Below are 26,284 nucleotides of genomic sequence, written 5' to 3' on the forward strand. Positions count from 1 at the left end.
TCGCAGTCGACCATCCATGGGATGTTCGAGCGCCAGGCGGTGTTGCGACCCGACGTGGTCGCGGTTCGGCATCGCGGCCACGCCGTAACCTATGGCGCGCTTGCCACCAGGGCCCGGGGCTGGGCGGGCCATCTGCGCGACACTGGTGTCAGGCCCGGTGACTTGGTGGGCATACAGCTCGACCGGTCGGTGGACATGGTGGCTGCGATGCTCGGTGTGCTGATGGCGGGCGCCGGATACGTGCCACTGGATCCCGCGTACCCGCCAGAGCACGTCGCCTTCATGGCTGCGGATGCCGGGCTGGCGACGATCATCTGTGAACCGGCCGCGGTGGCGAGCAGTCGGTTCGTTCCGGTGCCGGCGTCGGCGGCCCAGGTCGCATATGTTCTCTACACCTCAGGGTCCACGGGCCAGCCCAAGGGTGTGCCGATGACGCACGCCAACGCGGTAGACATGCTCACCTGGGCGACCGGTGTGTTCGGCGACGACCTCCTGGTGGTGCTCGCCTCGACCTCGATCTGCTTCGACTGCTCGATCCTGGAGATCTTCGGCCCGCTGACCTACGGCGGCACAACGGTTCTCGTCGACAGCGTGATGGATCTGAGCGCGGAGCCCAGCGGGTTGGGTGTGCGGCTGGTCCACAGCGTGCCATCGGTGATCACGGAGCTGCTTCGCACCGACCGGCTCCCACAGACGGTGCGCACCGCGATCGTCGGGGGAGAAGCACTGTGGGCCGGGCTCGTGGAGCAGATCTACGCGCGCAGCTCGATCGAACGATTGGTGAATCTGTACGGGCCGACGGAATTCACCAGCTACGCCACCATGGCCATCGTCGAGGCTCAATCAGTAGGCGACCGAGGTTCACCGCCGATCGGGCTGCCCGTGGCAAACACCCGGATCCACCTGCTTGACTCTGCGGGAAATGCCGTGGCACATGATGAGCCAGGGGAGATGTTCATCGCCGGGGCCGGGTTGGCGCACGGATATCTCGGCAGACCCGGCCTTACCGCCGAGCGGTTCGTGCCCGAGCCCGGTGGCGGCAGCCCGGGCGAGCGGATGTATTGCACCGGGGACCTCGGCGCCTGGGGAGCCGACGGCAACCTCTACTTCTTCGGGCGCATCGACGATCAGGTGAAGGTGCGAGGTGTGCGCATCGAGCCGACCGAAGTCGAACACGCTCTGCTCGGCCATCCGGCCGTGCGCGAAGCCGTGGTGGGCACCGTTGGCAGCCAACCCGGTTCGATCGAGCTGGTTGCCTACATTGTGTCCGATGTGGACGAAATCGTCGCTGTTGACGCGCTGCGCATCTTCTTGCGTGAGCGGGTGCCTTCGCCGCTTGTCCCAGCCCACTACGTGTTCCTGCGCCAGCTGCCGCGGCTGCCCAACGGGAAGATCGATCGGCGCCGCCTGCCCGCGCCGGGCCCCGCGGAGGTGGCGTGCGCCTCCGGGACGCCGCCCCGGTCGCAGTTGGAGGGTCTGCTGGCGCAGCTATGGGCGGAGGCGGCTGGGATCGAAGAGGTCGACGTACACGCCGACCTCTTCGCACTCGGTGGGCATTCGCTTCCGGCGCTGCGCGTGCGAGTCCGGGCCTCCGAGGTGCTCGGCGTGGATCTGCCGCTTCGGATTTTCTTCGAGCAGCACACGGTCGCCGATCTTGCTGCGGAGATCGACCGTCTAACGGCCGGCCAGGTGGCACAGGTGACGCCTCACTTGGATCCGGTGAAGCGCGGCGAGCTCAGTGCCACTCAACTGGAAATCCTCAAACGGGCGGAGCGGGACGACGGCGGGTTGGTCCTGCCGCTGGTCGTCCGCCTTACCGGAAACCTGAGTCTGGCTGCGCTACGGTGGGCCACTGCGATGGTGGTGCAGCGCCACGAGATCTTGCGTTCGGTCGTGAGCACGCCACCACGCTTGGCCGTCGCCACACCCCCGGAACTGATCCTCATCGACGGTCAGGCGGATTTCGTCGACCTCATCGCCCGTCCCTGGGATGTGCGCCTCGAACCGCCTGTGCGGCTATTCGTCGCCCGTCTCGGCGAGGACGACCATGTGTTCGGCGTTGTGCTGCACGCGATCGCCGCAGACGCATGGACCGTGGAGACGGTCAGCCTTCAGATCCTTGAGCTTTATGCGGCCGCGATTGGCGGCAGGCCGGTGCCGACAGTGCGGACCGTCCAATACGCTGAGTGGGCCGCCGAACGCGCGGCTCGGCGGGACTCGCCAGCAGGCAAGGAACAGCGGCGACATTGGGAAGAAATGCTTGCCGAAGCGCCAGTGCTCACGCTGCCCGGCGATGTGCGCCGCGCAGCGCCCGGTCCGGCTCACCTGCATATCTTCTGGCTCGGTGAGGCAACGGTCCGAGGGCTGATCGGCCTGGCCCGCGAGGAATCCGCCACGCCCTACATGGCCGCGGTCACCGCGTTCGCGGCCGCCCTGCACGCGACCACCGGTCAACCCGAGACGATGATCGGCTGCCCGACCTCGGGGCGGCTGCGTCCCGAGCTGACCACCGTCGTCGGCCCGTGCATGGACGCGTTGGCGCTGCGCTGCGACGCGTCCGGCGAACCAACATTCCGTGAGCTGCTGCGCCGCGTCCGTTCGACGTCACTGGCCGCATACGCCAACGATGCCGTCCCGTTTGTGGAGATGGCCTCGGGCTTCCCGCAGCATCCGAACCGCCATCCGGTCTTCCAGACCAGCGTTGTCCTGCAGCAGCGTCCTTCGCTGCTCGATCCTTCTTACAGCGCTGAACTCATGGGACGCCAAGACATCGGCGGCATTCAGCTTTCCGGTGTCCTTGACGAGCCACCGATGACCGCCCTGGACATCGAGCTTGCCTTCTTCGAGCGCGACGGCGACTGGGAGGGCGTGCTGACCTGCCGCAGCGACGTTCTCGCCGCTGAAGAGGTACAGGCGTTCGCCCAAACGCTGAGCGATCTGGCATCGGCAGCCGCCGACGCGCCGGACAGTCCGATCAAACGAGCTTGAGGAGAACGCCCGTGTGGCTATTGCGTCGCCGCGTCCCCATGCGGATGCAACTCAACACGGTCGAATGCGGAGCAGCCTGCCTGGCGATGGTGCTGTCGTACTTCCGGCGCAACACCTCCATCGCCGAATGCAGACCACTTTGTGGCGGTGGCAGGGGCGGGGTCAGCGCCGCCGCGATCGCCTCCGCTGCGCGCGAGTTCGGCATGACGGCCCGCGGCTACCGTCCCGCACCGGAGTTGTTCGGCAACATTCCGCTGCCTGCCATCGCGCACTGGGAACGCAATCACTACGTCGTCATAGAGCGCTGGTCGCCCCGCTCCGTGGACATCGTCGACCCGGCTTGGGGCCGGCGAACCCTGAGCCGCCGTGAATTTGACAACAGTGTCTCGGAAGCCGTGCTCGTCATGCAGCCCGGCGATGCTTTCGAACGCCGAGGGAAGACCGCCGAGCCGTCCACCGGCCGCAGACTGTTCGCCACCATGACGAGCCTGCCCGGCATCCGCCGCGTCATGGCGCAAATCCTGATCGTGACCGTGCTGCTGCAGCTATTCGGCCTGGCGCTGCCCATCGCCACCAAGCTGATCGTCGACAACGCCTTCGGCGCGCAGCAGAACACGGTCGTCGTGGTGATCGGGCTTGCGCTGGCGGTGACCGTTCTGGCCCAGGTGGTGGCCACCTATCTGAGATACATGCTGCTGATCTATCTGCAGGGAAGGCTGGACTGGCATCTTCTCACCGGTTTCGCCGAACACATCTTCCGCCTGCGGCTGCGCTTCTTCCACCAGCGCACCACCGGCGACATCGCGGTGCGCCTGGGAAGCATTGGCACGCTGAGGGACATGCTGGCCAACCAGACCATGACCGCGATCCTGGACGCGACACTTCTGCTCATCTACGTAGGGCTGATGTTCGTCTTCGACGCTCTCCTGGCCGCGGTGGTCGTGGGTGTGCTGGCCACTCAGATGGTGGTCGTGGCGATGTTGCGGGGCCGAGTCCGGGATCTGATGGCGCGTAGCGTCATCGCGCAGTCCCGGGTGCAGGAATACATGGTGCAGACGCTGTCGGGCATCGCGACGGTCAAGGCCACCGGAGCCGAGGCACACACCGCGGCCGAGACTTCCGAACGGCTGACCGCGTGGACAATGGCGACACTGCGCCGTGGCCATCTTGTCGCAGGCATGGAGACCTATTCCGGCGCCGTGCGGTCGTTGACTCCACTTCTGGTGTTGTGGCTGGGAATATGGCGGGTCATGGACGGCCAGCTCAGCCTGGGCACACTGGTGGGATTCATCTGGCTGGCCGGCGCTGTGCTCGGGCCGGTTGCCACGCTTGCGGGAAACTGGCAACGGCTGCAGATGGCCGGCATCTTGCTGGAGCGGCTCGGCGACGTGCTGCGTGAGCCCGGCGAGCCGACCGGTGCGCTTGCGCCACCGCCGTCGAAGCTCAAAGGATCGACCATCGAATTGCGCAACGTGTCCTATCGGTACGACGAGCACGGCCGGTCCGCGCTCGACGACGTGTCATTCACCGTCGAGCCCGGCGCGCGGGTCGCGATCGTGGGGCGCAGCGGTGCCGGCAAGAGCACGTTGGCCATGCTGCTGCTCGGTCTGTATCAGCCGACGGGCGGGCAGCTTATGTACGAAGGCGTTCCCTACTCGCAGTTGGACGTGCGGGCGCTTCGGCGTCGCTTCGGTGCAGTGGTTCAGGAACATTTCACCATTCGCGGCACCGTGCTGGAGAACATCGCGTTCGCCCATCCGGACGCATCGACGGATGACATCCTTTGGGCCGCACGGATCGCCGAGGTCGATGACGAGGTGAGCGAGCTGCCGCTCAAGTACGACACTCCGCTGGCCGAACGCGGCGTGGGCCTCTCCGGTGGGCAGCTGCAGCGTCTGGCCATCGCGCGTGCGCTGGTCGGCCGGCCATCGCTGCTCATCCTCGACGAGGCGACCAGCCATCTCGACGGCGAGACCGAACAGCGCATCGTGGCCAATCTGCGCGAAGTCGCCTGTACTCAGATCGTGATTGCGCATCGGTTGAGTACCATCCGCAACGCGGATCTGATCATCGTGCTTCACGACGGGCAGGTCATCGAGTCGGGTAGCCACAGCGAGCTGGTGGAGGCCGGCGGCCCCTATTCGGCATTGGTGGCCGCACAGATCGGCCTTGCCGCCGCGGACGACGGGACTGCCTCGGAGGAGGATTGCAGCCCGCTTTCGTCATTGCTGAGCATGTTCGAAGTCGAGCCCTGACCCAACGAAATACCCGGCACCGATCGCTCGGTGCCGGGTGGATGGCTCAGTCCTTGCCAGGCTCGGCCGTGCGCTGCCAGGCACTCGCGAACTCGTCGCGCAGCGCGCCGTCGCCCTCGAAGTTGAATACAGTCTTGGCTTCGAAGGCGCACACCGGCATCCGGTTCACCATGCACGTGACCTGCAGCTCTGCCACGAGAGACCGGTCGTCGGCGGACATGGTGCCTATACCGCTGGCGGACGCCTCCATGCCCCCGCAGGCCGCGAACTTGGGCGACTCCGCCTGTATCCTGTAGGCCTTCTGATCGGGGCTATGCACGAGGGTCATCGTCTGCGGAACGCCTTCGCGGTCCACCGACTGCCAGGTGCCCGAGATGTCTGGACCTGCCGTGGCACCGGTCGGCACGGCAACTGAAGCAACCGAAGCGGCGATGACCACCACTGTCGCCATGACGATCCTGCGTAGCATCACGCCTGAACGTGCCATGGAATCTCCCTTCTCAGAGCTATCCGCGAATCCAGATGTGTCGACATCATAAGCCCGCTTCGAGGCGAGTAACCAGTGGTCAACTTCGATTAATGAGTTGTGCTTCTACTACGTTCGCGAAACCGCCACCGGTTTGCCCGTGATTCGCGACTCGGTGGCCGCCTCGGCGATCAGCATCGCCGCGAGTGAATCGTGGGCCGTGCATTCGGCTTGCGCTTGTCCGGCGGCGACGCGCAGAAAGGCCCGCAGCTCAGCCTCGTATGCCAGGGCGAATCGTTCCAAGAATCCTGGATATGGCTCGCCAGTCGGCTGGCTCGACGCCGGTGCGGCGATCAACGGCGCGCGATCGTCGAGCCCCGCCACGAGAGTGTTCTTCGAGCCGCACACCTCCAGGCGCACGTCGTAACCAGCGCCGTTGTAACGCGTGGCCGTGCACACAGCCAGGGTCCCGTCATCGAGGGTGAGCAAAGCCATGCCCGTATCCACGTCGGACGCCTCGGTGAAGAACGCGTCACCGCGGTTGGCGCCCGTGGCGTACACCTCGACGACCTCCCGTCCTGTGACGAACCGGATCGCGTCGAAGTCGTGCACCGAACAGTCCCGAAAGATCCCTCCGGAAGTCGGTACGTATGACGCATGCGGCGGTGCGGCATCGCTGGTGCAGGCGCGCAGAGTGTGTAGCCAGCCAAGCTCGCCCGCGCGCACGGCGTCTCTGATCGCGAGGTATCCGGGGTCGAACCTTCGTTGGAAACCGACCTGGACGGGGACGTCGGTCGCAGCCAGATCTGCTACGAGTGCGCGGCTGGACGCCAGATCCGCCGCGAGCGGCTTTTCGCAGAAAACCGGTACCCGATGTCCCACCGCCCGCCGGACAAGCCCGTCATGGGCGGGGGTGACCGCAGCGACCACGATCGCGTCGAGCCCGCTGGCGAACAGATCATCAACGGTGGCCACCGCTTTGGCGCCTATCTCGTCGGCCACGGCCTGCGCCCGCGCGGGATCAAGGTCGGCGATGAGGATCTGTTCGGCCTCCGGCAACCTCCCGAGCATCCGCGCGTGCACCATGCCCATCCGACCTACGCCGATCAGACCGACCTTCATCCCGTCCCACCTCACCATGCCTATTGCGCCTCGATGCCCGACATCATAGATTCGAAAATCCGGATATTCATCGGCGCGTTGGTGGCGGAAGGTCGATCGATGGGCGAGGCGGACAGCCTAGGTGGCCGGACGGAGCTCCTGTCGAGCAACCAGCTGCGAATGTGGCTGTATTGCCAGGCATTGCCCAAGACGCCGACCTTTCACGGCCCGGTCGCCGTGCGCCTGGACGGCCCACTACACGCTGCCGGTTTGTCGGCTGCGGTGGACCGCCTCGCCGCTCGCCATGAGATCTTGCGAACCCGTTTCCCTATCGTCGGCCACGCGCCGGTTCAGCTCATTGAGGGCAGCGCACGCGTGCGTGTCTCGTGGGTGGACCTCACACACTTGCCACCGTCCACTCGGGACGGAACCGTACTGGGGCTGATGGACCGAATTGCGGACCACGGCTTCGACTATGCCTCGGCTCCCGCATGGAGTGTCGTGATTGTCCGCTTGACCCCAGTGCAACATGTCTTGGCGCTCACGGCCCATCACATGATCGTCGATCTATGGTCGATCGGCCTCATGATCGACGAGTTGTGCGACCTTTACCGCACAGCGTCTACGGGCTTGCCATCGGACCTGCCGCCGGCGCCACTGCAGCAGGCGGCGCTGGCGGCCCAGCAACGCGATCGTCTGTCGCGCGCGCGGACAATCGCCCGGCAGCAGTGGTGGCGTCAGCACCTCAACGGAATACCAGCGGCGCGGCTGGTACCTGACCGTCCATCACCCAGCGTTCCACGCCTGACCAGCGACGTCTACCAGACCCAGCTCGACCCAGGTCTGAGCGAGGACATCCGTGCCCTGTCGAAAGACTTGGGCGCGACCGTCTATGCCACGACATTCAGCGCGCTGGCGGTGCTTCTCGCCAGATGGTGCGACCAGACCGAGTTCTCGGTCGTCTCCAACACCTCCGGCCGGCTCGGAAGAGACGCAGAGCAGGTCGTCGGCACGCCGGTCGAATACCTGATCGTGCGCCTGGACACCGCAGGCGACCCCACGTATCGCGACCTGGTCACGCGCATCGGGGAGGCCGCGCTGGAGGCGTTCGACCATATGCTTCCGCTGGACGACATGGTGCAAGCCATCGATCCCGGCCGGCAGTTGTGGCCCAGTCCGTTGCGTCAGCTGGGTTTCGCGGTACTCAACACGCCACGCGCGACACCGTCGTTGCCCGACGTCGATCTCAGCCCGCTGACGTCGATCGCCCCGTTCACCGAGGTGGGCATCTCGGAAGGCGAGCTGTGGGTGGAGATCTTCGAGGCGGGCTCAGGCCCGCTGGGCATCCGCTGGCAGTTTGGCACGGGTCTTTTCGAGCCCTCGTCAGCACAAGCGGCAGTGCAGGCGCTGACGGATGTGCTCGCCGAGGCGATGACGGGTCCCGACCGGCGGCTTTCGGAGTTTGCTGTTTCCTATCGGCCGCAGCCTGTCGCCGCTGCAGTCGCTCCATCCTCGACACCGGACGACATTGTGGTCGAGTCGGTCAAGGCCGCTGTCGCGCATGTGCTAGGCGTTGACCCTGTTGCCGAGCGCGACAATTTCTTCTTGCTTGGTGGGGGTACCGCCGACGCCGTCGCGATGGCGGGAATCCTGTCCACCCAATGGAATGTCGAGCTGGGGGCGCTGGAGGTGGAACTGGCGCCCACGATCAGGGGGATTGCCGTTGCCGTGGCGCGCAGAATGTCCTAAGTAGACGTTGGTGGAGCTGGCGTAATTGGTGGGCTCGGCGTTATGTTACCTAATATCCGCTTAACCGAATGCAGGAGCGGCCCCATGACAACATCCCCTCTTGCCGTCCATGGCGGCGAACCGGTGCGCACCAAGCCTTGGCCGGCATGGCCGCAAAGCACTCCAGCCACGCTATCCATGCTCGGCGAGGTGCTGGAGTCGGGTCGGTGGGCGATCAGCGCACCCTATGCCGGCGCGCGCAGCTTCGAGCGGCGGTTCAGTGACGCGTTCTGCCTGTTCAACGCCTGCCGCTTCTGCGTACCGACCTCAAGCGGCACCACGAGTCTGATGGTGGCATTGGAGGCGTGCGGCGTAGGTGCGGGTGACGAGGTCATTATTCCGGGTCTGACATGGGTGGCCAACGCCTCGGCGGTGGCCGCGGTCAACGCTAAGCCGGTGCTGGCCGACATCCATCCCGAGACACTGTGCATGGACCCCGAGTCCGTGCGCGCGCGTATAGGCCCGCGCACCAAGGCAATCACGGTGGTCCACCTCTACAGCGCCGTCGCCGATCTGGATGCGCTCGCCTCAATCGCCCGACAGCACGGCCTTGTCCTCATCGAGGACTGCGCACAGGTGCATGGCGCCCGATATCGTGATCGCACCGTCGGCACGTTCGGCGCAATGGGAACATTCAGCATGCAGGCGACCAAGGTGCTCACCAGCGGCGAGGGCGGAGCAGTGATCACCAACGACGCCGATCTTGCGCGGCGCGCCGAGCACTTGCGTGCTGACGGCCGCTGTTACGGCCGCGATACACCGGCTGTTGGCACCATGGAACTGGTCGAGACCGCTGACGTGATGGGGCACAACTACTCCCTGTCGGAGTTCCAGTCCGCCGTGCTACTCGCCCAGCTGCAAATGCTGCCGCAGCAGAACGAGATCCGAGCCCGCAACGCGGCCCTGCTTGATCGCCTGCTCACGAATTGCGGTCTGACTCCACAACTGACCTCTCCGGGGACGACGAGCCGGACCTACTACCAATACGCGGCACTGCTGCCGCCCGACATGGTGGCGCAGGCCGATCTCGGCACGATTGCCGCCGCGCTGCGCGCGGAGTTGGGGCTATCCATAGCCGGCGGCTACAGCCCGCTCAACACGAACCGGCTCTACGACCCCCACACGCGCCGCCGCTTCACCGAGCTGGCTGGCCAGGACCTGTCGATACAGGGCCATTCCCTACCGGTAACCGAAGACATCATCGGACGTCTGCTGACCTTCCATCACGCGGGTCTGCTCGGCGACGAGACCGACATGAACGACATCGCAGAAGCCGTGATCAAGGTGGCTGACAATCTTGCCGCGCTGGCAAAGACCGAGCTCAGGGTGTGAGGGTGCTGCCTGCTGCGGGTGTGCGACGATCGGCCGGTGAACATACAGAAGGTGTCCACGGTCGCGGAGACCGGTCCGCGGGGAAATATGTTCGTCCCAGTACCTTTCGATCCGGACCGGGTGTGGACGGCAAAGGCCAGGCACCACGTCAGAGGAACGATCAACGGTCTGAGCTTCCGGGCGGTGCTGGAAGACCACGATGGCAGGTGGGGGTTCGTGCTGGGGCCCTCTGCGCTGGGAGGCTTCAGGTTTCCTTCCGGGGACAAGGTGGTGCTCGTTATCGAGCCCGAAGGCCCACAGCGTGATGACCTCGACGAGGACGTCGCGGCCGCGCTCGACGCCAACCCCGAGGCGGGAGCCTTCTTCGACTCGCTGGCGCAGTTCTACCGAAAGGCATATCTGCGCTGGATCGACGGCACCAAACGCCGACCCGACGTTCGCGTCGAGCGCATCGATGAGTTGATCCGTCTACTCAAGACCGGGCACAAGGAGCGGCCCAAGTGATGAAACATGAACCGCGGCACCACAAGGCGAGCTGGCGTCGTGCCAGCTCGCCGATGCCTAGATCGTTTGCCTAAGCTTGTGCGGCCGCAGCGTCGAGCGCGGCGACCTCTGCCTTGCGCTGGTTGTAATACTGCGCCATCTCGTTGTTCGCGGCGACCGTCACGCGAAGTGACTCGACGAACCCGTCGATGCCACCGCCCGGAATGACGGCAAGCATGCTGTCATCGGGAACCTCGGTGAACGTGCGCATGCCCTTGCAGCCCAACGACAGCACCGCCCGGCCGTCGTTCATCGCCGAGGGGATGGCCGCACACGCCGGCCGGCCCGTGGTGCGTACGGGCTCTGACGCCCAGCTTGCTGAGCCGGCGGCCTCGTGGTAGATCATCGCCTGGGCGGGCGTGAGCCACATCAGCACCGCGTCGGGCTGTTGCGGAAACTCCGCGAGCGGCCCGTAGACGATGCCGGACTTGCTGCCTGGTACACCCGGGATCTTGTCGCCTTCGTCGGGGGAGAGATAGCTGCAGCCGCACATGGCGTTGACCAGCCCGCCGATTTGTTCCATCACGGGATCGGGAAGCTCGAATCCCATCACCATCGCGCCGATCTGGCACTGGTGGTGCTGCTCGGCCGAGGCGTAGAAGACCGAGCTCTCCGCGAGCGGCCAGAATCCGCAGCTTGACGGCGACACGCGGGACACCTGCGGCACGAGACTGGGTGCTTCCTGTACAAACGCCAATGCCACCGGCGGCCTGCCGAGGCCGAGTGTTGTGGTGATTTCGTTTGCTTGCTGTGCAAATTCGGCCATGACAACCCCTGATCCACAGATCCATTTGGATAGCCGACTGGATAGCCGAATACGTTAGGGGGATCGATATTTGATGTCAATGTGCGAAGTCGTGTCAAGAGCCCAGATCGGCGATCCAATTGTCCAGATGGATATTTGTTCCCATCTACGAACGGATCAATTAGGCTAGCCAACACGCGCGACAGGAGCATGCCCATGACCGTGATCGACCCCGGTGACCCGCGCGCGGTCAGCGCCACCGACGCCATCCAAAAGGGCGATCTTGAGGCCCTGCGGACATTGCTGACTGAACACCCTGAGCTGGCCGTCGCATCGCTGGGCAGCACCGACGAAGGCGGGATGTCGCGCACCCTGCTGCATGTGGCCACCGATTGGCCGGGGAATTTCCCCAACGGCGCCGCCACCGTGGTACTGCTGATCGAAGCCGGCGCGGACGTCAACGCCCGATTCACCGGGCCTCACACCGAGACTCCTCTGCATTGGGCCGCCTCCAGCGACGACGTCGCTGTTCTCGACGTGCTCCTCGATGGCGGTGCGGACATCGAGGCTGCGGGCGCTGTAATCGGCGGGGGTACCGCTCTGGACGATGCTGTCGCGTTCGCCCAATGGAACGCCGCTCGCCGTCTAGTCGAGCGGGGAGCCAACGTGAGCCTGTTCAACGCGGCCGCTCTCGGCCTCGACGGCATCGTTAACCAGCAGCTTGCGGCGGCCGGCGAAGCCGACATAACCAGAGCCTTCTGGGGTGCCTGTCACGGAGGGCAAAGGCAGACCGCTGAACACCTTCTGGGTTTGGACGCCGATCGCAACTGGATCGCGGAGTGGGACGGCCACACGCCATTGGATGCCGCGCGACGCAACGGCTTCGACGAATTGGCGCAATGGCTGGTGACCCAGGACTGCCAAGGCGTCAAGACGCGTAAATAGCGAGCCTTTGTTGGGGGAGCGATGGATGGGTTTGATCTCGACATCGACGCGGTCGAGCGGGTCGGCGACTGCGCTTCGGCCTTGGTTCCCGTCAATGGAATCAATATCATGACCGGAGCAGTCCCAGACAACGGCGCGTCAAGCCGACTTGATCCGCCGACGGCCCACGCGATTGGACAGGAACTTTCCCGCGCCTCGGCCGATGACGCCTACCCGGCACAACTCGCCGTTGGGGTGACAAGCCAGCGCCTCGTCCGGATATCAGTGGCAGGACGCGCGGTGCACAGGGCTATCCTGCGGTCTTTTGCCAGCAGGGGCTGTCGCCCCGACCGTGACGGCCTCGCGGCCGCGGCCGGCCAGCATGATCTGAACACATTGCTGGCTGAGCTACACGATCACGACGTGATCAGGCTCGACGATCGCTGCAAGATCCGTGCTGCATACCCCTTCTCTGCTGTGCCGACCGCTCACGTGGTCGCCATACGGCAAGGCCCCACGGTCTACGCGATGTGTGCGATTGACGCTCTTGGCATGGCCACGATGCTCAACGAAGACATCGCGATCAGCTCCCGAGACCCGCAAACAGGTACACCCATCAAGATAGACATTAGAGGCGGGCAGCCAGTTTGGGAGCCGTCGGAGACGGTCGTGTTTGTCGGGGCCTACCAAACCGCTTCTGCCGTAACGGAATCGGAAGGCGGCGACCAACCCGACAAAGCATGTGCGGTGGCCGCAGCAGATCGCTGTTGCGGGGTGATGAACTTTTTCGCCAGCGCCGACAGCGCCGATGCTTGGCAGCGTGCGAACCGGGACGTGCGTGGGCAAATTCTCAGTCAGCGGCAGGCTTTGCGGCTCGGCGATGACATCTTCGGAAATCTCCTGCGCACCTAGGCCCGCATCGTGCGTCCCTACGACTTGCAGGCGTCTTCGGCGCAGGCTGGCCGCGACCCAGGCTGGATCATGAAATATGTACATCTGGCGGTGTAGACGGCTGCGCGTGCGATACTCATGCCGTGGCGGAGAGCACTGCGAGTCCCTCGGGTGGCGCGGGAGCGCCGACGAAGCACACGAAGCCGCGCCTGGCTGTCGTCGTAGTTACCTATCAGAGTTCCAGCGTTCTCAAGGATCTGCTCGTGTCATTGCCAGAAGGGCTAAGCGGCACGGACTGGCAGCTTGTCGTCGCGGACAACGCCTCGACTGACGACACCGTGGCGATAACGCGCGAACTCGTGCCGGCGGCTCGGCTGGTCGAGATGGGACACAACACCGGATGGTCGGCTGCGCTTAACGCGGGCATATCCGCCGCGGATGAGTTCGACGCTGTCATGGTGCTCAACCCAGACATCCGGCTTGTTCCTGGCAGTGGCCTGGCTATGTACGATGTTTTTGGCCGCGAGGGCGACATCGAACGGGTCGGCATCGTGGCGCCGCGGATGTACGACGGCGGCGGCAACCTATCGCCTTCGCTGCGGCGCGAGCCTACCGTCACCCGCGCGCTTGGCGAAGCGGTGTTCGGTACCTGCGCCGGCCAATATCATCGGGTCCTCGGCGAAACCGTGTACGACGAGACCGCGTACGCGCAGAACACCACCGCAGACTGGGCGACCGGCGCGTGCTTGCTCATCTCGGCGGAATGCCTGGCCGCCACCGGTCCCTGGGACGAATCCTTCTTCCTGTACTCAGAGGAAACCGAGTACGCCCTGCGGGCGAGGGACCGTGGATTCAGGACGATGCTCGCACCGGACGCTCAGGTGATCCACTTGGGTGGGGGATCGTGTGGAGATATCGGCAACTCGGAGACCTCGCCGCGCCTATGGAGCATCCTCACCCTCAGCAAGGTGAGAATGTATCGAAAGCGCCATTCATTGCTTGCATACGCCGTGTACTGGAGCGTGGTGTTCCTGGGGCAGTCAGTGGCGGCCGCAATTGGGCGGCCCTGGGGCAGGCGTGCGGTGGCGGTACTCCTACGGCCATCCAAGGTGGAGCTCGGGTAGATCCGCGACGCACCCCTGATCTAAGGACTTAGGCCCGCGGTGCATGGCACGGATCAAGGAGCTGGCTCCGTCGCGCTTTTGGGTGAACCCAGCAGCCAGATGCCCGAACCGGGTCTATCGTGCGGCCATGGACGAAGCTATATCTGTCGGTTCCGCACTGGCGTGGACCGGTGACATTGGGAAGCGCTGGGGACGCTGGGTCCGTGCTCATCTAGGGATGACCATCCTGCTCAGTCTATTGGCGTTCGTTGTTGGCTGGGTGTGGAACACCTATGTGCTGGCAGTCGATCTTGACGGTTCCAATCCCGGGCCGGGCGTGGAAACGATCGCGACCGCAGACGGTCGGCCGTTGAACAACCTGTTCTGGCTGCTGTCGTTCAGCCTGGTAAGTGGACTGATTGCCTATGGTTGGCAGCGAGGCTGGCGCAGCATGTTCGGCGATCTTGCCGTGCTGCCGCGAAGGTTTGGCCAGACTATGTCGCACAATACCCGCGGCGCGTTTGCGATGTTGCTCTTGGGTCTGTCGATAAGCCTCATCATCTCCATATTCGTCCCGTCGGCGGTGTCCTTGGCATTGGGCCTGGTCCTGTTGATACTTGCCGCCACTCCGCTCGGTACCATCATCAACTTCGCTTTCATCAAGATCTGGAAGGCCCTGACGGGCAACGAAGCACCGTCGGGCGGCATGGTCGCGGTGCTGGTGGCTGGACCGTTTTTGGTCATGCTCGGCGAGGCTGCCGGGCTGCTCCTGGATTGGCTGTTCGCCAGCCTGCTCGTAGGCCTGATCCTCGGCGTTGTCGCGGCTGTGGCTTCGGTCCTGCTGGGCCGCGGCACCAGCCCTTCACCCGGCGCGACGGCTGGCATCCTGATTGGACTGATCCTCGCGCTGTCGGAACTGTCGGCGGGGCGCGCCTGGGCCGATGACGGCGGCTGGAAGGAATGCAACACCCCCGATGGCGTGCCGTGTTCGGACTTGGGGATCGGCGGCCTGTACGCCTGGTGCAGCTCCGAGGGCGCTGACGCCTTGATCGCCAGCGGAGCGATGGGCGGCGGATTCGCAGGGCTCGGCGCGGCGATCGGAATCGGATTGGGGAGTGTTGCCGCGAGCCTCGCTATGGGCGCTCAGGGATGAGGCTGCCCACGCTGGCGCGCCCATTGGGGTTGTTCATCCTTGCAGGCGGTTCCATCGCGGCGCTCCTGGCCGACATCTTTGGCCTCGCGCCGATGCACCTGGTGTTCTGGTTCGCCTCGGTCCCATCCATGGCGCTGCTGGTAGTGCTGGGGTCGGTGTCCATATTGGGCGACGAGTGGCGCGACCGCATCCGGGTGGGAGCGCTGGCCGGTCTGGTGGGCACCTTTGGGTACGACATCGTCCGAGTGCCTTTTGTCATTGCGGGACAACGGGTTTTGGCCCCCATCGATTCCTACGGCCTGCTGATCGCCGACGCCTCGGCCTCCTCAGCTCTCACCTCGACTCTGGGCTGGACGTACCACTTCTCCAATGGCATCACATTTGGGATCGCCTATGCGATGCTGGCCGCCCGCCGGCACTGGGCCTGGGCGATATTGTGGGCGATGGTCCTGGAGAGCGTGGCCTTGTTCAGCCCGTTCGGGGTGCGATACGGCATCGCGGGTCAAGTCGTGCCAATAGCGATCGCCTATGGCGCGCACCTCGCTTATGGGTACCCCTTAGGAAAGATCGTGCAAAACTTCGACGCCGTTCGATCCCGGCTTGGCCGCTTCACCGTCGCAATCGTGCTGAGCGTGTCGGCGATCATTCTGCTCGGCTGGCTGCGCCCGTGGACCGCGCCGGCTGGGCAGGGTCCCATCGCGACCGTGACACGCGACAGGTTCGAGCCAGAGTGGTTGCGCATCAACGCAGGCGAGTGCGCGACGATTGAAAATCGTTCCGGAACGAGCTTCTCCACCTCACACGGCGAGGTAGCAGCCGCAGGTGCCAGCCGTCTGTGCTTCCCGAAAGCCGGGGTCTATCGCGTCAAACTGGGACCACGCGCCTACTCCGGTGGATTCGTCTACGTGAACGGCTGAAGGGGTTATCCACAGCGCACGGCGCTGGCCGCGAGTTGCCCATCGTGTGGCGCAGGCTGGGCTCACGCCTTAGCCGGTCTGGCACAGACCTTAGGGCTCGCTTATACGGCCGCGTTGGATGATCCTGCGATAGAAGACCTCGCTACTGTGGTAGCCGGGCCGCTAACAGGTCATTCCGGCAATCGACGGGCGCGGACCGCGAGCGTCGGGCTGTTTCACCGCCAGAGTCTGGCCATGCGGTGCCCAGGCACCGTGCACGGGCGGGCTTTGGATCTAGTGCGATTCAGTCATCTGTTGCCATTCTGCACCCGAATGATCGAATCTGGGTCGTCCAGTTACTATCGATCGTGCTACACATGGCAGAGCCAAGCACGAAGGAGGCTGCGATGACACCCTCACCGCAGACTGCCCCGCTGTTGCCGGCGACAGCGGATGGGGTCGACACCATGGCCAAATTCTTCCGCGCGCTCGGTGACCCATCCAGGCTGAGGTTACTCGAGTTTGTTCTGAGCGAGGAACACTCGGTCAACGAGTGTGTCGACTACATCGGACTCTCCCAGGGCCGGATTTCCGCCCATCTGGCCTGTCTCGCAGACTGCGGCTTTGTTCAGGTACGCCGCTCAGGCCGGCATGCGTTCTACCGAGTCATAGACGCACGAGTGGCTGAGCTTGTCACCCTCGGGCGCGCTTTTGCCCAAGACAACTGCGACGCGCTCGACGCCTGCCACCGCATCCCCGGGGGCAGCTGACCCGGCCCTCATACCGCCGATATCCGGACCCGGTCGTAAGCGCTCGGCCGCTGTCCACAGCCAATTCTGGCAAACGCCACAAGCTGAAGATCGCCGGGTGGTCACGCCATACAGCGTCCGACTGACTTTTGCCGGCGGGCTGGCGAGGTCACCACAGCCGCCAAACACATGCCACGTGCCGTCGTGAACCGGGCACCAGTGGCATTTTGATCCCTATCCGCGATTCGATCGGCGTTGACAACCAGGGTCTCGCCAAGCTCAGGCATCGATCACGCCTAGCCGCATCGATGTCTCGTTCAGTGCTGCGATCACCAACTCTCCGCCGAACCGGGTCCAACCTGGGCGCACGATCGAGGGCGTCGCCACGGGTTGCACAAGCCCGGGCGTCCAGAATGGTGTCACGAAGTGGATGTCCATGCGAGGAGCGACGTCTCCGCATCGATCGGCGGCGACTGCGAGGAAGTCGTGCTCGACGTCCTCCCGCAGGATGCCATCGCCCACCATGGTGAGCGAGCGCATCCGACCAGAGGCCGTGATCACTTGACGTCCATTGTCGTGCACGTACTCATCGACCCGCAGGGAGTACATCAACACGGCGAACGGGCCGCTCATGCCACATTCATCGAACGAGCCTATGGCGAAAGTGACCAACGACGGGTGGACACTGAACGCCGCCATCTGCCAGGCGACCGAGGCATCCCGGCATACGCCTATGGATGCGCGCATGATGTCAGCCTCCACACCTCATCAACCTCAACCGCCCCGCCACCGTATGTGCGGCGGCGTCGCAGACGCGTGGTGGCAGCGTCGCGGTCGCGTCATCGAGGCAGCTCCGACCACGTGTCTGACACGTGGTGGCGCCATCTACCCACCGAGGTCCGCACGATGACGAGGCTCAGCCACATCAGCACGATGTAGACCGGGATCCCGAACCCAAGCTGCAACGCCATCGATACAGGCACCTCAATAGACTGGGTTGGCGGCAGCGCCCGTCCGTCTCCGAATAGCTTGGTGACCTGATCCGCTAGCCACGTGCCGCGACCGACGAAGGTGTCGTGCATCACCGGCCCAGGCGTGGTTGCCAACGCGAACAGGAGCCCGCCCGCCAACGCGAACCGACCGGCACCCGGCTCTCCGGACGGCAACAGGCAAAAGCGTGCCGCCACGGGCATTATCAAGGCCAGCACTGGTGTCAGAGCGACCAGCCCGACCGAGGAGTCGATAAACCAGTGCAAGGCTGGGCTGATAGCCGGGCCTCCTTCGCCCAGAAGGATGGAGTGGTACCAAAACATCACGGCCCCGCCGCCATAAATGAGCACGAGCGACGATATGGCCAACGCTGCCCAAGCGATCCGGTGGCGATAGAAGCTGCGGATGTGCTGGGCGAGCTCGGTGGGCCTCCATCCTGGGCGTTGTGCCACGGGGGCGATCGGACTGACATATGTGGGGTCGAAAACTGCGTCAGGCATCATCTCTTCACCTCTTCCAGTAATGACCTCAAATTTTCGGCGCAGGTCCGTTGCCCCGACGCAATGTCAACGTGGCGGGCCGGTCGCGCCGCCGTCACAAGGTCATCCGGTCGGGCGACGTGCACCCGGCATCCTTACATCCGGCTTTCCGGATACGATTCGCCTCGTTTAATATCTGGATAACCAAATACGTCGGAGGTAATCATGGGCCAAGCCAAGAGCGAGCATTCAGCTCCCACAGCGGCTGCTGTTGGCGGTGTGGGAGCGATGGTGGCGTGCTGCACCGTGCACATACTGGTGTTCGCGGGGATCGTTGGCGGCATCGGCGCTGGCGCGATCGGCGGGCTTGCCGTGGGCGCCGGCGTCGTGACTGCTGCGGCCACCTGGCTTGTGCTGGTGCTTGTTCGCCGTCGGCTCAATGGGAGAACACGCACCGCGGAGGCCTCCTGCGGCTCCCGTTAGCAGCGCTGATGAGGCGTAAGGGCAAGCCGTTGTTCCGTGCGCCGCTGGCACTCTTTTGGCCGCTGCCCTTGTCGCCGGTGTCGTTTTCGTCGGGTACCAAACGGACGCTCGCGACGGCGCCATCGCACCCGTGTCACGGTTGGTGCGGATTGCCCAAATCGCTCTGTGGCCACAATGGACGGTAGGCTTTTCGCATCCACCCAGGCAGGGCAACGGTCGTCTACTTCCTCGCCACCAGTTGCAGCACCCGCCTGCCTTCAGTTCGCGCCCCGATGCCGAGGTGATCGCCGCATGCTTGCCATGGCGCTTGTCACGGGAATGTTGAGCCGTCAGCCTCTTGCGGATTTGCCTCGCTTCCCGCCTTTCACTTCGCGGCGGGGCGAACCGGCGTGGTATGCACCTTGGCGGGCGGCCAGCGTTGATCCGGTTATCAATCGCCTCGACATTGCCAGAGGCCCACTCACTGCCCTTACCCGACGACTGTGTTTGCCGGCGCCCTGCGCTGCCTGGCGATCACGGTGACCGCGTCTACCTGTCGTGTACCGGGCACTAGGGGCTCTCCGGCGCCATGCCAGACTCTTATCGGCTAGCCGCGTGGATCGAATATGTGGCGAGCCTTATCCTCGGATGGACTATAGTCAGCCAAGGCAATGTAGTCGACATCGCGGCAGGGATTTGTGGTGCTCGCTCTGGTCGCCTCAGTGCTGGCACCAAGGCAGCGAGCAACGCCGTCGACCACGCTGCTGGGAGGAAGAAGCACGATGATCAGCCCTGCATTGGCGCGTTGATGGCGTGCACGACTACCTGACATTCGCAGTGGTTGCGCAGCTCGGGTCATATCCGCGGACTGGGCGGGGTCTCGCCTTCTCCGCGCCACCAAGTTTGGGATCTATGGATGGACGGTAAATAGTCGCCGTGGCCGGGCCCGATGCCCGGCACCCGGTGCGTCACATCCGGAGATGCGGATATCATCATAGGCAGGACTGCCTTGGCCAACTGCGATGAGGGAGGTGGCGGCAAATGCCGGTTTCGCACGTCGCGCCGCTGTTACCAGCAACACCGGACGGCGTGGACACGATGGCGAAGTTCTTCCGCGCCCTGGGCGACCCAACCCGGCTGCGGCTGCTGGAGTTTCTGCTGTACGAAGAGCACTCCGTCACGGAGTGCGTTGAATATATAGGGTTGTCCCAAGGCCGCATCTCCACCCATCTGGCATGCCTCGCCGACTGCGGCTATATCCAGGTGCGCCGCACCGGGCGACATGCGTTCTACCGAGTCACCGACGCCCGGGTGGCGGAGCTTGTGACCCTTGCCCAAGCGTTCGCCCAAGACAACTGCGATGCTTTGGCGGCATGCCAGCGCATCTCAGCGACCAATCATAAGGAACCCGCCTAGCATCTAAGCCCGGTCGGGAAGCGGCATTCGACGTCAGACGGGTCGGTCGGCGGCTTCCGGATCGGGCTCGGGCGTGTGGGCCTGCCCAACATCCTCGAGTCGGGTGCGGTGGCGACCCGACGACGATGCAGGCTCCTGCGGACACATTGGCAGGACAAGAGGGTTGTGCAAGCGTTCTTTGCTATAACTACCGCCTCCAACGCGGCGTCCTAACGACTGTCGACGTCAGGTTCGCGGTTGCCCTGGATGGGTTCGTCCAAGCGCCTCCGAGGCGAACAAGCGGCCCGCCAGCGTGCCAGACAGCGTCGTCCCAATCAGCGCTCGACGTCAACGGCCGCAAGCTGCTCCTTTTGTTGCTGGTAGTAGCGGGTCATCGCGTGGTTGGCCTTCTGCGTGCCTTCCACCGCTGCGGTGAAGCGCTCCAGCCGCTGCCCTGGCACCACTGAGAGCATATGGTCGTCGGCGACCTCGGTGAAGGTGCGCATTCCTGTGCAGCCAAAAGACATCGTGGGCACCGCATCCGCCGATGCCAGCGGCAGGGCAGCACACGCGGGCCGTCCGGTGACCGCCGTTGAGCCGGCTGCCCAACTTGCCGTACCTGCAGCCTCGTTGAACAGCATGGCCTGCTTAGGTGACAGCCACATCAGCACCAGATCGGGCGGGAGGGGATGCTGCGCGAGCGGACCATAAACGATGCCGTTGCTTGGACCGGCCATGGACGGCACTTTGTCAGCCTCGATCGGGTCCAAATAGGAGCACTCACACATCATGGTGACGATGTCGCCCAGCGTGCGATAGGTCTCCGCCGGAAGGTCGAAGCCCATCACCATCGCCCCTAGTGCGCAGTTCAGGTGCGCGACGGCGGAGGCGAAGAAGGTTCCGTGTTCGGCGTCGCGCCAGAAGCTGCATGCGGATGGGCGCGGTTGGGCTGCTGCAGGGAGACCGTCTGGTGCGCTGTCGACAAAGGTCAGCGCGATCGGGGCGGACCCCAGATCTAGTGCAGAGATCAGGCGTTGGGCGATGACGTGGTGTCTCATCTGACCTTCTAGGGAGACGATCACACCGGCTCGCTGCCGGGGACCTTAGGGTTGTATCGAAGCACCGTTGCCGAGTTGAGCACGACTGAGATGAAGCTGGCAGCGTGGAAGAGTACTGCGGTCCCGGGCGAGATGAGCCCGAACAGCGCCAGGATCAGGCCGCCGATGTTGTAGGCGGTCGCAAACAGAATGTTGAGCCGGATGGTGGAGATACCCCTACGCGCGAGCTTCATCGCAGCAAGGACTCGGTTGAGGTTGTCGCCGTGCACCACCACGTCGGCTGCCAGCGCGCTCACTTCGGCGCCCGCCGTCACCATGGCTATGCCGACATCAGCGGCGGCAAGCGCGGTGGCATCGTTGATGCCGTCGCCGACCATGGCGACGGTGTGACCTTCGCGTTGCCGCATCTGCACCTGATCGAGCTTGGCCTGAGGTGTGGCCTGTGCGCGGTAGGCGATGCCCAGTTGCTGTGCAACGGCGCGGGCTGGGTCGTCGCGGTCGCCGGTGATCATGACGATCTGTTTCACCCCAAGGCGTTTCAGCCCGGCGATGACCTCGCTCGCCTCGCGGCGCGGCTCGGCGAGGAAGCCGAGCAGGCCGATGATGACACCGTCCCTGATCAGATAGGCGATGGTGCGGCCCTCGGCTTCACGCCGCAGCGCAATCTCACGCACAATGCCGGTGATGGTGACACCGATCTGATCCAGATAACGTTCGTTGCCGACGACGAGAGAGTGCTGCTGGAACGTGGCTTTGACACCGTGCCCCGCGGCCAGTTCGAACGCGTCCGGGTCAGGCACCACCATGCCCTGCGCCTCAGCGGTTGTGACCACCGCACGCGCTAGCGGATGGCTGGACTGCTTTTCGGCGATTGCCGCCAGCTGCAAGACCTCCGCGTCGGTATAGCCGAACCCGTCGATGGCATTGAGTGCCGGGGTAGATGAGGTCAGGGTCCCGGTTTTGTCGAGCAGCACGATGCTCGCGCGACTGGCGGCCTCGAGACTGGCCGCCCCCTTGACCACGATGCCGCGCCGGGCGGCGTTGCCGACCGTGGCGATGATGGCCAGTGGGGTGGAAGCCGCGAACGCGCAAGGCGTGATGACGAGCAGGATGGTCGCCACCCGCTCCAGGGAGCCGGTCAGCAGTCCAGCGACCGCGGCCACGAGCAGGACCAGCGGCAGGAACCACAGCAGGAACAGATCCACCGTGCGCTTGGCCGGGATGTGCTCGCGTTGTGCCTTACGCATGAGCGCGACTATGCGTGCCACAGTGTTCTGGTCGGCGGTTTTGGCCGTGCGGATCTGGATGGCGCCTTGCAGGTTGTAGGTTCCGGCAAACACTTCCTCGCCTATGCCGCGCTCGGCAGGCACAGCTTCGCCGGTGAGCATCGACTCGTCGATGGTGGTGGCGCCGGTGAGGATCACGCCGTCGACGGGCATGCGCTCACCAGGATGCACGATGACCGTCTGTCCGATCTGGACATGTTCGACCGGAACAAGTTGCGTCTTGTCGCCGGGGATGGCCACGCGGGCCTGGCGGGGTACCAATTTGAGAAGCGCCTCCACGGCGGATCGCGCGTGCCGGCCAGTCCAGGCCATCAGAGTCTCGCCGACCCAAAGGATGAACACCACCCACGATGCGTACCAATATTCGCCCTCATAGACGACGGCGACGAGCGCGATCGTGATGAACACTTCGGTGTTCAGCTTGTTGCGTAGCTTGACTTCCGTGCTGACCAGAGTCTTGAGCGCGATCCAGAACATCGGGTAACCCAGCGTCAGCCCGACTACCCCGATGACGACCGCGACATCTGTCCAGGGTGGACGGTCGATGAAGAGGTTGATGATCGCGCCAGAGATCATGCATGCGGCTGAGGCGACCAGGAAGCGGAGGTTGCGCTTGAGCAAGCGTTCCTGGCTCAGATCAGCCTCGCCGAAGAGTCCTGCGGTCGAGGGTTCTGTCGCGACAGGTGTAGCGGTGGCGGACATGGCTTGACCGAACCTTCCTTAGGAGATTGCATCCACCGGGCACTGCTGAACACACGCGTAACAACTCAGGCAGCCCTGCGGGTCGAAGAGTGTTGCTTTGTGGTTGTCTTTGAGGCTCATCGCGCCTTTGGGGCAAACCTTGACGCAGATGTCGCAGCCATCGATGCACTTCGGCTCATCAACCACTGGCAGGAATCCTGCTGGGGCGAGCGTGGCGGGGTACAGGAAACATAGCAATTGCTGCTTGCACACATCGGTCGGCGACCAGCTCGGGAAGTCGATCGCGACGAGGACGCCCATGGCGGCAATGGTGACCGTCCAAAAAATAACGCCCCACAGGTTCACGTCGGCAAGCCGCGCCAGAGCGCCGGACGCCGCGCCAAGCATCACTGCGAGCGGAATTCCTTGCGGCAGGCCAGGTTGAGCCGGCATACGTGGGTACACCAAAGCGAAAAGCACCGACAGCACATACGACAGGCCAGCGATAGCCAGACCGGCCCGCCATCCCATGATGAGCCCGGCCGGGACTCCCAATATGACGGCTGGCCACAGGCCCGCTCCGACACCCATCTCGACACGACGGCGCCACGGGAAGCTCACCACGTCGGCAACAAGCCGCGGGAAGCTCTGTTCCAACCACTGCGGCAGATCGTCGATCTCGATGGGCCCGAACACGACTCGCCAACCGGTGCGGTGGCGGACTTCTTTGACATTGACGCCGGGAGCCGCCAGCCGGGGCAGAACGAGCCGGTGGTGGTCCACGAGCTTGTCTATTCCCGATAGTTTGATCGCTGCCTCGACCTCGTCGGTACCGAAGTGACCGCCCGCCGATGCACACCACACGTTGACTCCACCGGTCGGTGCGATGAGCAGATAGCAGTCGTAGTTGGCAAGGACCCGGGATACCAGCCGCACGGTGTGATCGAAGTTCGCGGTGACGAACACCGGTGAGTTGCGGTCCGGGTTGCCGAATGTGCGGAGTCCTGGCTCGACCGGGAACGGGAACGACCGGAATATCAGCTGCGCGGCGGACCGCAGCCCGCCGGTGATCAGGCTGCTGCTTGCTGCAGGCATTTGCTGCCCCTCACGATGTGAAACGAGCCGCCATGAAACGACTCGACCCCAACGTGTTCCAGCCCGCGCTGGCCGAGCTTCTCGGCGAGGTCCTCCGTGTGATGGGTGGTGGTCTGGGTGACCGCATACGTGAGCGCCATCAGGGGTAGGCGCTGTAGCTGATACCACAACCGGCTCAGCCTTGCGGCCGGGGCGACCTCGTCTGCGACTATGAGCGTGCCGCCGGGGCGAAGGAGCCGGTACGCCTCATCGAGAGCGAACCGCTCCTCGGCCTTGCTGAGCTCGCTGAGGACCAGGCAGCACACCACGAAATCGAAGCTGCGGCCGGCGAGTACCCGATCCAGACCGGTGATGTTCAGCTCATGCAGCTCCAACCGGCCCGTGCCCAGCTCGGGAGCAAGCTTGCGTCGGGCAACGTCAAGCATCTGCTTGGAGCGATCGACACCGGTGACGGTGCACCGGCGGGCGAGCAGCAAACTGGTGACAGCCCCTGTTCCACAACCGATTTCAAGGACCTCGCTACCTTCGTTGACGCGGTCTGCAACCTGGCGGTAGAGCCGGCCGATCCGCCCGAGACTGATCATCCTCATACCGAGGTCATAACGTCCTGCGCTGGTCTCCAGCAGCTTCATAAATACGAACGAGGACACAAGAAATCACCCGGCTCGGCTTGTTGAGGCAGCATCTACGCTCTCTGGTGTCGGTGCGGCACAGCAGTCTTGGGTGCATCCTTCGAGGCACTGCTGGCCCGGCGGGGCTGGCGGTGGGCCAAACGCCCGCAGGCAGAGCGTGACCGCGACTGCCGTCGCCGGGAGGATCGGATATCCCAACGCACCCACCATCAACAAGACTGCGCCGGCTACCAGCTGCCATGGCACCCTGCGGGTCGCAAGCAGCTGGCGGGCATATCCCAGCAACATGGGGGCGCCGAACAGGACAGCGATCCAAAGAACTCGAAGCGCGGCCAGCCTGGCGGTGGTGGACTGCGTGATAACAGGTGCCAGGAGCCCGGCGAGGGTCAACAACGCACTCGCCAGCGCGCTGAATTTGACCAACGTTCGCCGCCTTCGATTGCCGAGCTCGACGCTTTCCGCAAAGGTGCGCGGCACCTCATCGGGACCGCAGCACCCCGGGTCGTATCTCCTGCCCATCATTGGCCCTCTCGATACAGGCGTCGCACAAATCGACTTACATCACCAGTCTCTGTGCACAACTTGTCCCATGTCAATAGGATGTATCTTAAAAAGCAGATACGTTTTTTGGAACGTCCTGACCTGCGAGATGTCCTGCTTGTCGGTGGTTGCAACGCCCGTAGGCCCGCCTGCCACGGGGGATGACAGACGGGCCGACGAGCGGCGCTTTCAGCGCGCGAACGCGCCTGGGCGCAGCAACCGAAACAACACAATGCCGGTGATGATCAAGGTGACTATCTTGAATTCCAGCCCGTACAGCGGCAGCGAGGCGGCGAAAAACGTGGTGCCCAATGTCGCCAGCAGCGGCAGCGGGCAGCCGGGGCAGGCGAAGGCGCTAAAGCCCAGCAGCAGCCCGCCGCCGACCGTGCAAACACCGGATCTTGCGGCCGCGCGGCGGGCCTTGAGAAGCCGGAAGCTCTGCACCATGAGAACCGCCGCGGTGACCGCCAGCAAGACGTTGAGCACGATCATCCCGGTTAAGTACGGGAGCCCGAAGTACTCGGTGTACCCACTGAACGTGCCCAGTTTCGTGGTGGTCAGGTCTGCTTCGCGCCCACCCTCGCGCATATCGAACCACATGTAGAGGCCGAATATCACGACGCTGAGTGTGAGAACGCTCCGCGTACGAAGGATCGGCAAGAGCCGGGACCACCGGCCGCCAGGCGTCATCGTGCCAACCTCCTTTCTCATTGCCGCTCCGTGTCGCGGTGT

Annotated in this window: 23 protein-coding genes; 13 read left to right on the top strand and 10 right to left on the bottom strand. The window is 64.4% G+C overall.

The features are described from left to right. Window positions 1-21: 21 nt before the first annotated feature. Together Rhe02_RS07550 and Rhe02_RS07555 are read left to right on the top strand one after the other, a co-directional pair. A complete protein-coding gene (locus tag Rhe02_RS07550; protein WP_203907364.1) occupies window positions 22-2,988 on the top strand; it encodes a non-ribosomal peptide synthetase in 2,967 nt (988 codons plus the stop codon). Window positions 2,989-2,999: 11 nt separating this feature from the next. Then, window positions 3,000-5,243: a peptidase domain-containing ABC transporter gene (locus Rhe02_RS07555; RefSeq protein WP_203907365.1), complete on the top strand. Its 2,244-nt coding sequence runs from the start codon at window positions 3,000-3,002 to the stop codon at window positions 5,241-5,243. Window positions 5,244-5,289: 46 nt separating this feature from the next. On the opposite strand, the gene Rhe02_RS07560 is transcribed toward Rhe02_RS07555, so the two are convergent. Beyond that, on the bottom strand, window positions 5,290-5,730 hold the full coding sequence (locus tag Rhe02_RS07560) for a hypothetical protein (RefSeq protein ID WP_203907366.1): 441 nt from the start codon (window positions 5,728-5,730) through the stop codon (window positions 5,290-5,292). A 108-nt stretch (window positions 5,731-5,838) separates the two neighbouring features. Then, window positions 5,839-6,831 (bottom strand): Gfo/Idh/MocA family protein, encoded by a 993-nt coding sequence (locus Rhe02_RS07565; RefSeq protein ID WP_203907367.1) that lies wholly within the window; start codon window positions 6,829-6,831, stop codon window positions 5,839-5,841. A 99-nt stretch (window positions 6,832-6,930) separates the two neighbouring features. Here Rhe02_RS07565 and Rhe02_RS07570 point away from each other — a divergent pair, with 99 nt between their 5' ends. From Rhe02_RS07570 to Rhe02_RS07580, 3 genes are all read left to right on the top strand, one after another. Beyond that, window positions 6,931-8,559, top strand: a complete 1,629-nt coding sequence (locus tag Rhe02_RS07570; RefSeq protein ID WP_275412601.1) for a condensation domain-containing protein — start codon at window positions 6,931-6,933, stop codon at window positions 8,557-8,559. Between the two features lie 84 nt (window positions 8,560-8,643). Further along, entirely contained in the window at window positions 8,644-9,930 is a 1,287-nt protein-coding gene (locus Rhe02_RS07575) for a DegT/DnrJ/EryC1/StrS family aminotransferase (RefSeq protein ID WP_203907369.1), read from the top strand. 36 nt (window positions 9,931-9,966) lie between these two features. Further along, entirely contained in the window at window positions 9,967-10,434 is a 468-nt protein-coding gene (locus Rhe02_RS07580) for a YdeI/OmpD-associated family protein (RefSeq protein WP_239123505.1), read from the top strand. A gap of 70 nt (window positions 10,435-10,504) precedes the next feature. Here Rhe02_RS07580 and Rhe02_RS07585 read toward each other — a convergent pair whose 3' ends face one another. Continuing rightward, on the bottom strand, window positions 10,505-11,239 hold the full coding sequence (locus Rhe02_RS07585; RefSeq protein ID WP_203907370.1) for a DUF169 domain-containing protein: 735 nt from the start codon (window positions 11,237-11,239) through the stop codon (window positions 10,505-10,507). Window positions 11,240-11,434: 195 nt separating this feature from the next. On the opposite strand from Rhe02_RS07585, the gene Rhe02_RS07590 reads away from it, so the two are divergent. From Rhe02_RS07590 to Rhe02_RS07615, 6 genes are all read left to right on the top strand, one after another. Beyond that, window positions 11,435-12,163 carry an ankyrin repeat domain-containing protein gene (locus tag Rhe02_RS07590; RefSeq protein ID WP_239123507.1) on the top strand — a complete coding sequence of 243 codons (729 nt, stop codon included), beginning with the start codon at window positions 11,435-11,437 and terminating at the stop codon, window positions 12,161-12,163. A 21-nt stretch (window positions 12,164-12,184) separates the two neighbouring features. Then, complete coding sequence (locus Rhe02_RS07595; protein WP_203907372.1) at window positions 12,185-13,054, top strand: alkylmercury lyase family protein; 870 nt, start codon at window positions 12,185-12,187, stop codon at window positions 13,052-13,054. A 122-nt stretch (window positions 13,055-13,176) separates the two neighbouring features. Continuing rightward, complete coding sequence (locus Rhe02_RS07600; protein ID WP_203907373.1) at window positions 13,177-14,157, top strand: glycosyltransferase family 2 protein; 981 nt, start codon at window positions 13,177-13,179, stop codon at window positions 14,155-14,157. A gap of 217 nt (window positions 14,158-14,374) precedes the next feature. Continuing rightward, window positions 14,375-15,289: a hypothetical protein gene (locus Rhe02_RS07605; protein ID WP_203907374.1), complete on the top strand. Its 915-nt coding sequence runs from the start codon at window positions 14,375-14,377 to the stop codon at window positions 15,287-15,289. After that, a complete protein-coding gene (locus tag Rhe02_RS07610; RefSeq protein WP_203907375.1) occupies window positions 15,286-16,206 on the top strand; it encodes a hypothetical protein in 921 nt (306 codons plus the stop codon). The genes Rhe02_RS07605 and Rhe02_RS07610 overlap by 4 nt, the downstream gene beginning before the upstream one ends. Window positions 16,207-16,592: 386 nt before the next feature. Beyond that, window positions 16,593-16,955: an ArsR/SmtB family transcription factor gene (locus tag Rhe02_RS07615; RefSeq protein ID WP_239123509.1), complete on the top strand. Its 363-nt coding sequence runs from the start codon at window positions 16,593-16,595 to the stop codon at window positions 16,953-16,955. A 258-nt stretch (window positions 16,956-17,213) separates the two neighbouring features. On the opposite strand, the gene Rhe02_RS07620 is transcribed toward Rhe02_RS07615, so the two are convergent. Together Rhe02_RS07620 and Rhe02_RS07625 are read right to left on the bottom strand one after the other, a co-directional pair. After that, window positions 17,214-17,696, bottom strand: coding sequence for a hypothetical protein (locus tag Rhe02_RS07620; protein ID WP_203907377.1), 483 nt, complete (start codon window positions 17,694-17,696; stop codon window positions 17,214-17,216). Window positions 17,697-17,773: 77 nt separating this feature from the next. After that, window positions 17,774-18,427, bottom strand: a complete 654-nt coding sequence (locus tag Rhe02_RS07625) for a hypothetical protein (protein ID WP_203907378.1) — start codon at window positions 18,425-18,427, stop codon at window positions 17,774-17,776. Window positions 18,428-18,628: 201 nt separating this feature from the next. Here Rhe02_RS07625 and Rhe02_RS07630 point away from each other — a divergent pair, with 201 nt between their 5' ends. Then, window positions 18,629-18,886, top strand: coding sequence for a hypothetical protein (locus Rhe02_RS07630; RefSeq protein ID WP_203907379.1), 258 nt, complete (start codon window positions 18,629-18,631; stop codon window positions 18,884-18,886). Between the two features lie 1,020 nt (window positions 18,887-19,906). After that, complete coding sequence (locus tag Rhe02_RS07635) at window positions 19,907-20,281, top strand: ArsR/SmtB family transcription factor (protein WP_203907380.1); 375 nt, start codon at window positions 19,907-19,909, stop codon at window positions 20,279-20,281. Window positions 20,282-20,595: 314 nt separating this feature from the next. Here Rhe02_RS07635 and Rhe02_RS07640 read toward each other — a convergent pair whose 3' ends face one another. The 5 genes from Rhe02_RS07640 to Rhe02_RS07660 form a co-directional block, all read right to left on the bottom strand. Beyond that, a complete protein-coding gene (locus Rhe02_RS07640; RefSeq protein ID WP_203907381.1) occupies window positions 20,596-21,318 on the bottom strand; it encodes a DUF169 domain-containing protein in 723 nt (240 codons plus the stop codon). 20 nt (window positions 21,319-21,338) lie between these two features. Next, a complete protein-coding gene (locus Rhe02_RS07645) occupies window positions 21,339-23,306 on the bottom strand; it encodes a heavy metal translocating P-type ATPase (protein WP_203907382.1) in 1,968 nt (655 codons plus the stop codon). A gap of 18 nt (window positions 23,307-23,324) precedes the next feature. After that, on the bottom strand, window positions 23,325-24,380 hold the full coding sequence (locus tag Rhe02_RS07650) for an HgcAB-like fusion protein (protein WP_203907383.1): 1,056 nt from the start codon (window positions 24,378-24,380) through the stop codon (window positions 23,325-23,327). Then, window positions 24,356-25,012 (bottom strand): corrinoid protein-associated methyltransferase CpaM, encoded by a 657-nt coding sequence (cpaM, locus tag Rhe02_RS07655; protein ID WP_275412599.1) that lies wholly within the window; start codon window positions 25,010-25,012, stop codon window positions 24,356-24,358. Before cpaM ends, Rhe02_RS07650 begins: the two co-directional genes overlap by 25 nt. A 729-nt stretch (window positions 25,013-25,741) precedes the next feature. Continuing rightward, window positions 25,742-26,170, bottom strand: a complete 429-nt coding sequence (locus Rhe02_RS07660; protein ID WP_203907385.1) for a hypothetical protein — start codon at window positions 26,168-26,170, stop codon at window positions 25,742-25,744. Between the last annotated feature and the right edge of the window lie 114 nt (window positions 26,171-26,284).

This window comes from Rhizocola hellebori (assembly GCF_016862955.1).
GTDB lineage: Bacteria > Actinomycetota > Actinomycetes > Mycobacteriales > Micromonosporaceae > Rhizocola > Rhizocola hellebori.

What these genes read in the sequence shown, in the direction of transcription:
- Rhe02_RS07635 (WP_203907380.1), top strand. Translation starts at nt 19,907, where the DNA reads ATGCCGGTTTCGCACGTCGCGCCGCTGTTACCAGCAACACCGGACGGC.
- Rhe02_RS07645 (WP_203907382.1), bottom strand. Translation starts at nt 23,306, where the DNA reads ATGTCCGCCACCGCTACACCTGTCGCGACAGAACCCTCGACCGCAGGA.
- Rhe02_RS07590 (WP_239123507.1), top strand. Translation starts at nt 11,435, where the DNA reads ATGACCGTGATCGACCCCGGTGACCCGCGCGCGGTCAGCGCCACCGAC.
- Rhe02_RS07610 (WP_203907375.1), top strand. Translation starts at nt 15,286, where the DNA reads ATGAGGCTGCCCACGCTGGCGCGCCCATTGGGGTTGTTCATCCTTGCA.
- Rhe02_RS07595 (WP_203907372.1), top strand. Translation starts at nt 12,185, where the DNA reads ATGGATGGGTTTGATCTCGACATCGACGCGGTCGAGCGGGTCGGCGAC.
- cpaM (WP_275412599.1), bottom strand. Translation starts at nt 25,012, where the DNA reads ATGAAGCTGCTGGAGACCAGCGCAGGACGTTATGACCTCGGTATGAGG.
- Rhe02_RS07605 (WP_203907374.1), top strand. Translation starts at nt 14,375, where the DNA reads ATGACCATCCTGCTCAGTCTATTGGCGTTCGTTGTTGGCTGGGTGTGG.
- Rhe02_RS07565 (WP_203907367.1), bottom strand. Translation starts at nt 6,831, where the DNA reads ATGAAGGTCGGTCTGATCGGCGTAGGTCGGATGGGCATGGTGCACGCG.
- Rhe02_RS07585 (WP_203907370.1), bottom strand. Translation starts at nt 11,239, where the DNA reads ATGGCCGAATTTGCACAGCAAGCAAACGAAATCACCACAACACTCGGC.
- Rhe02_RS07550 (WP_203907364.1), top strand. Translation starts at nt 22, where the DNA reads ATGTTCGAGCGCCAGGCGGTGTTGCGACCCGACGTGGTCGCGGTTCGG.
- Rhe02_RS07615 (WP_239123509.1), top strand. Translation starts at nt 16,593, where the DNA reads ATGACACCCTCACCGCAGACTGCCCCGCTGTTGCCGGCGACAGCGGAT.
- Rhe02_RS07640 (WP_203907381.1), bottom strand. Translation starts at nt 21,318, where the DNA reads ATGAGACACCACGTCATCGCCCAACGCCTGATCTCTGCACTAGATCTG.
- Rhe02_RS07630 (WP_203907379.1), top strand. Translation starts at nt 18,629, where the DNA reads ATGGGCCAAGCCAAGAGCGAGCATTCAGCTCCCACAGCGGCTGCTGTT.
- Rhe02_RS07560 (WP_203907366.1), bottom strand. Translation starts at nt 5,730, where the DNA reads ATGGCACGTTCAGGCGTGATGCTACGCAGGATCGTCATGGCGACAGTG.
- Rhe02_RS07570 (WP_275412601.1), top strand. Translation starts at nt 6,931, where the DNA reads ATGGGCGAGGCGGACAGCCTAGGTGGCCGGACGGAGCTCCTGTCGAGC.
- Rhe02_RS07650 (WP_203907383.1), bottom strand. Translation starts at nt 24,380, where the DNA reads ATGCCTGCAGCAAGCAGCAGCCTGATCACCGGCGGGCTGCGGTCCGCC.
- Rhe02_RS07625 (WP_203907378.1), bottom strand. Translation starts at nt 18,427, where the DNA reads ATGATGCCTGACGCAGTTTTCGACCCCACATATGTCAGTCCGATCGCC.
- Rhe02_RS07575 (WP_203907369.1), top strand. Translation starts at nt 8,644, where the DNA reads ATGACAACATCCCCTCTTGCCGTCCATGGCGGCGAACCGGTGCGCACC.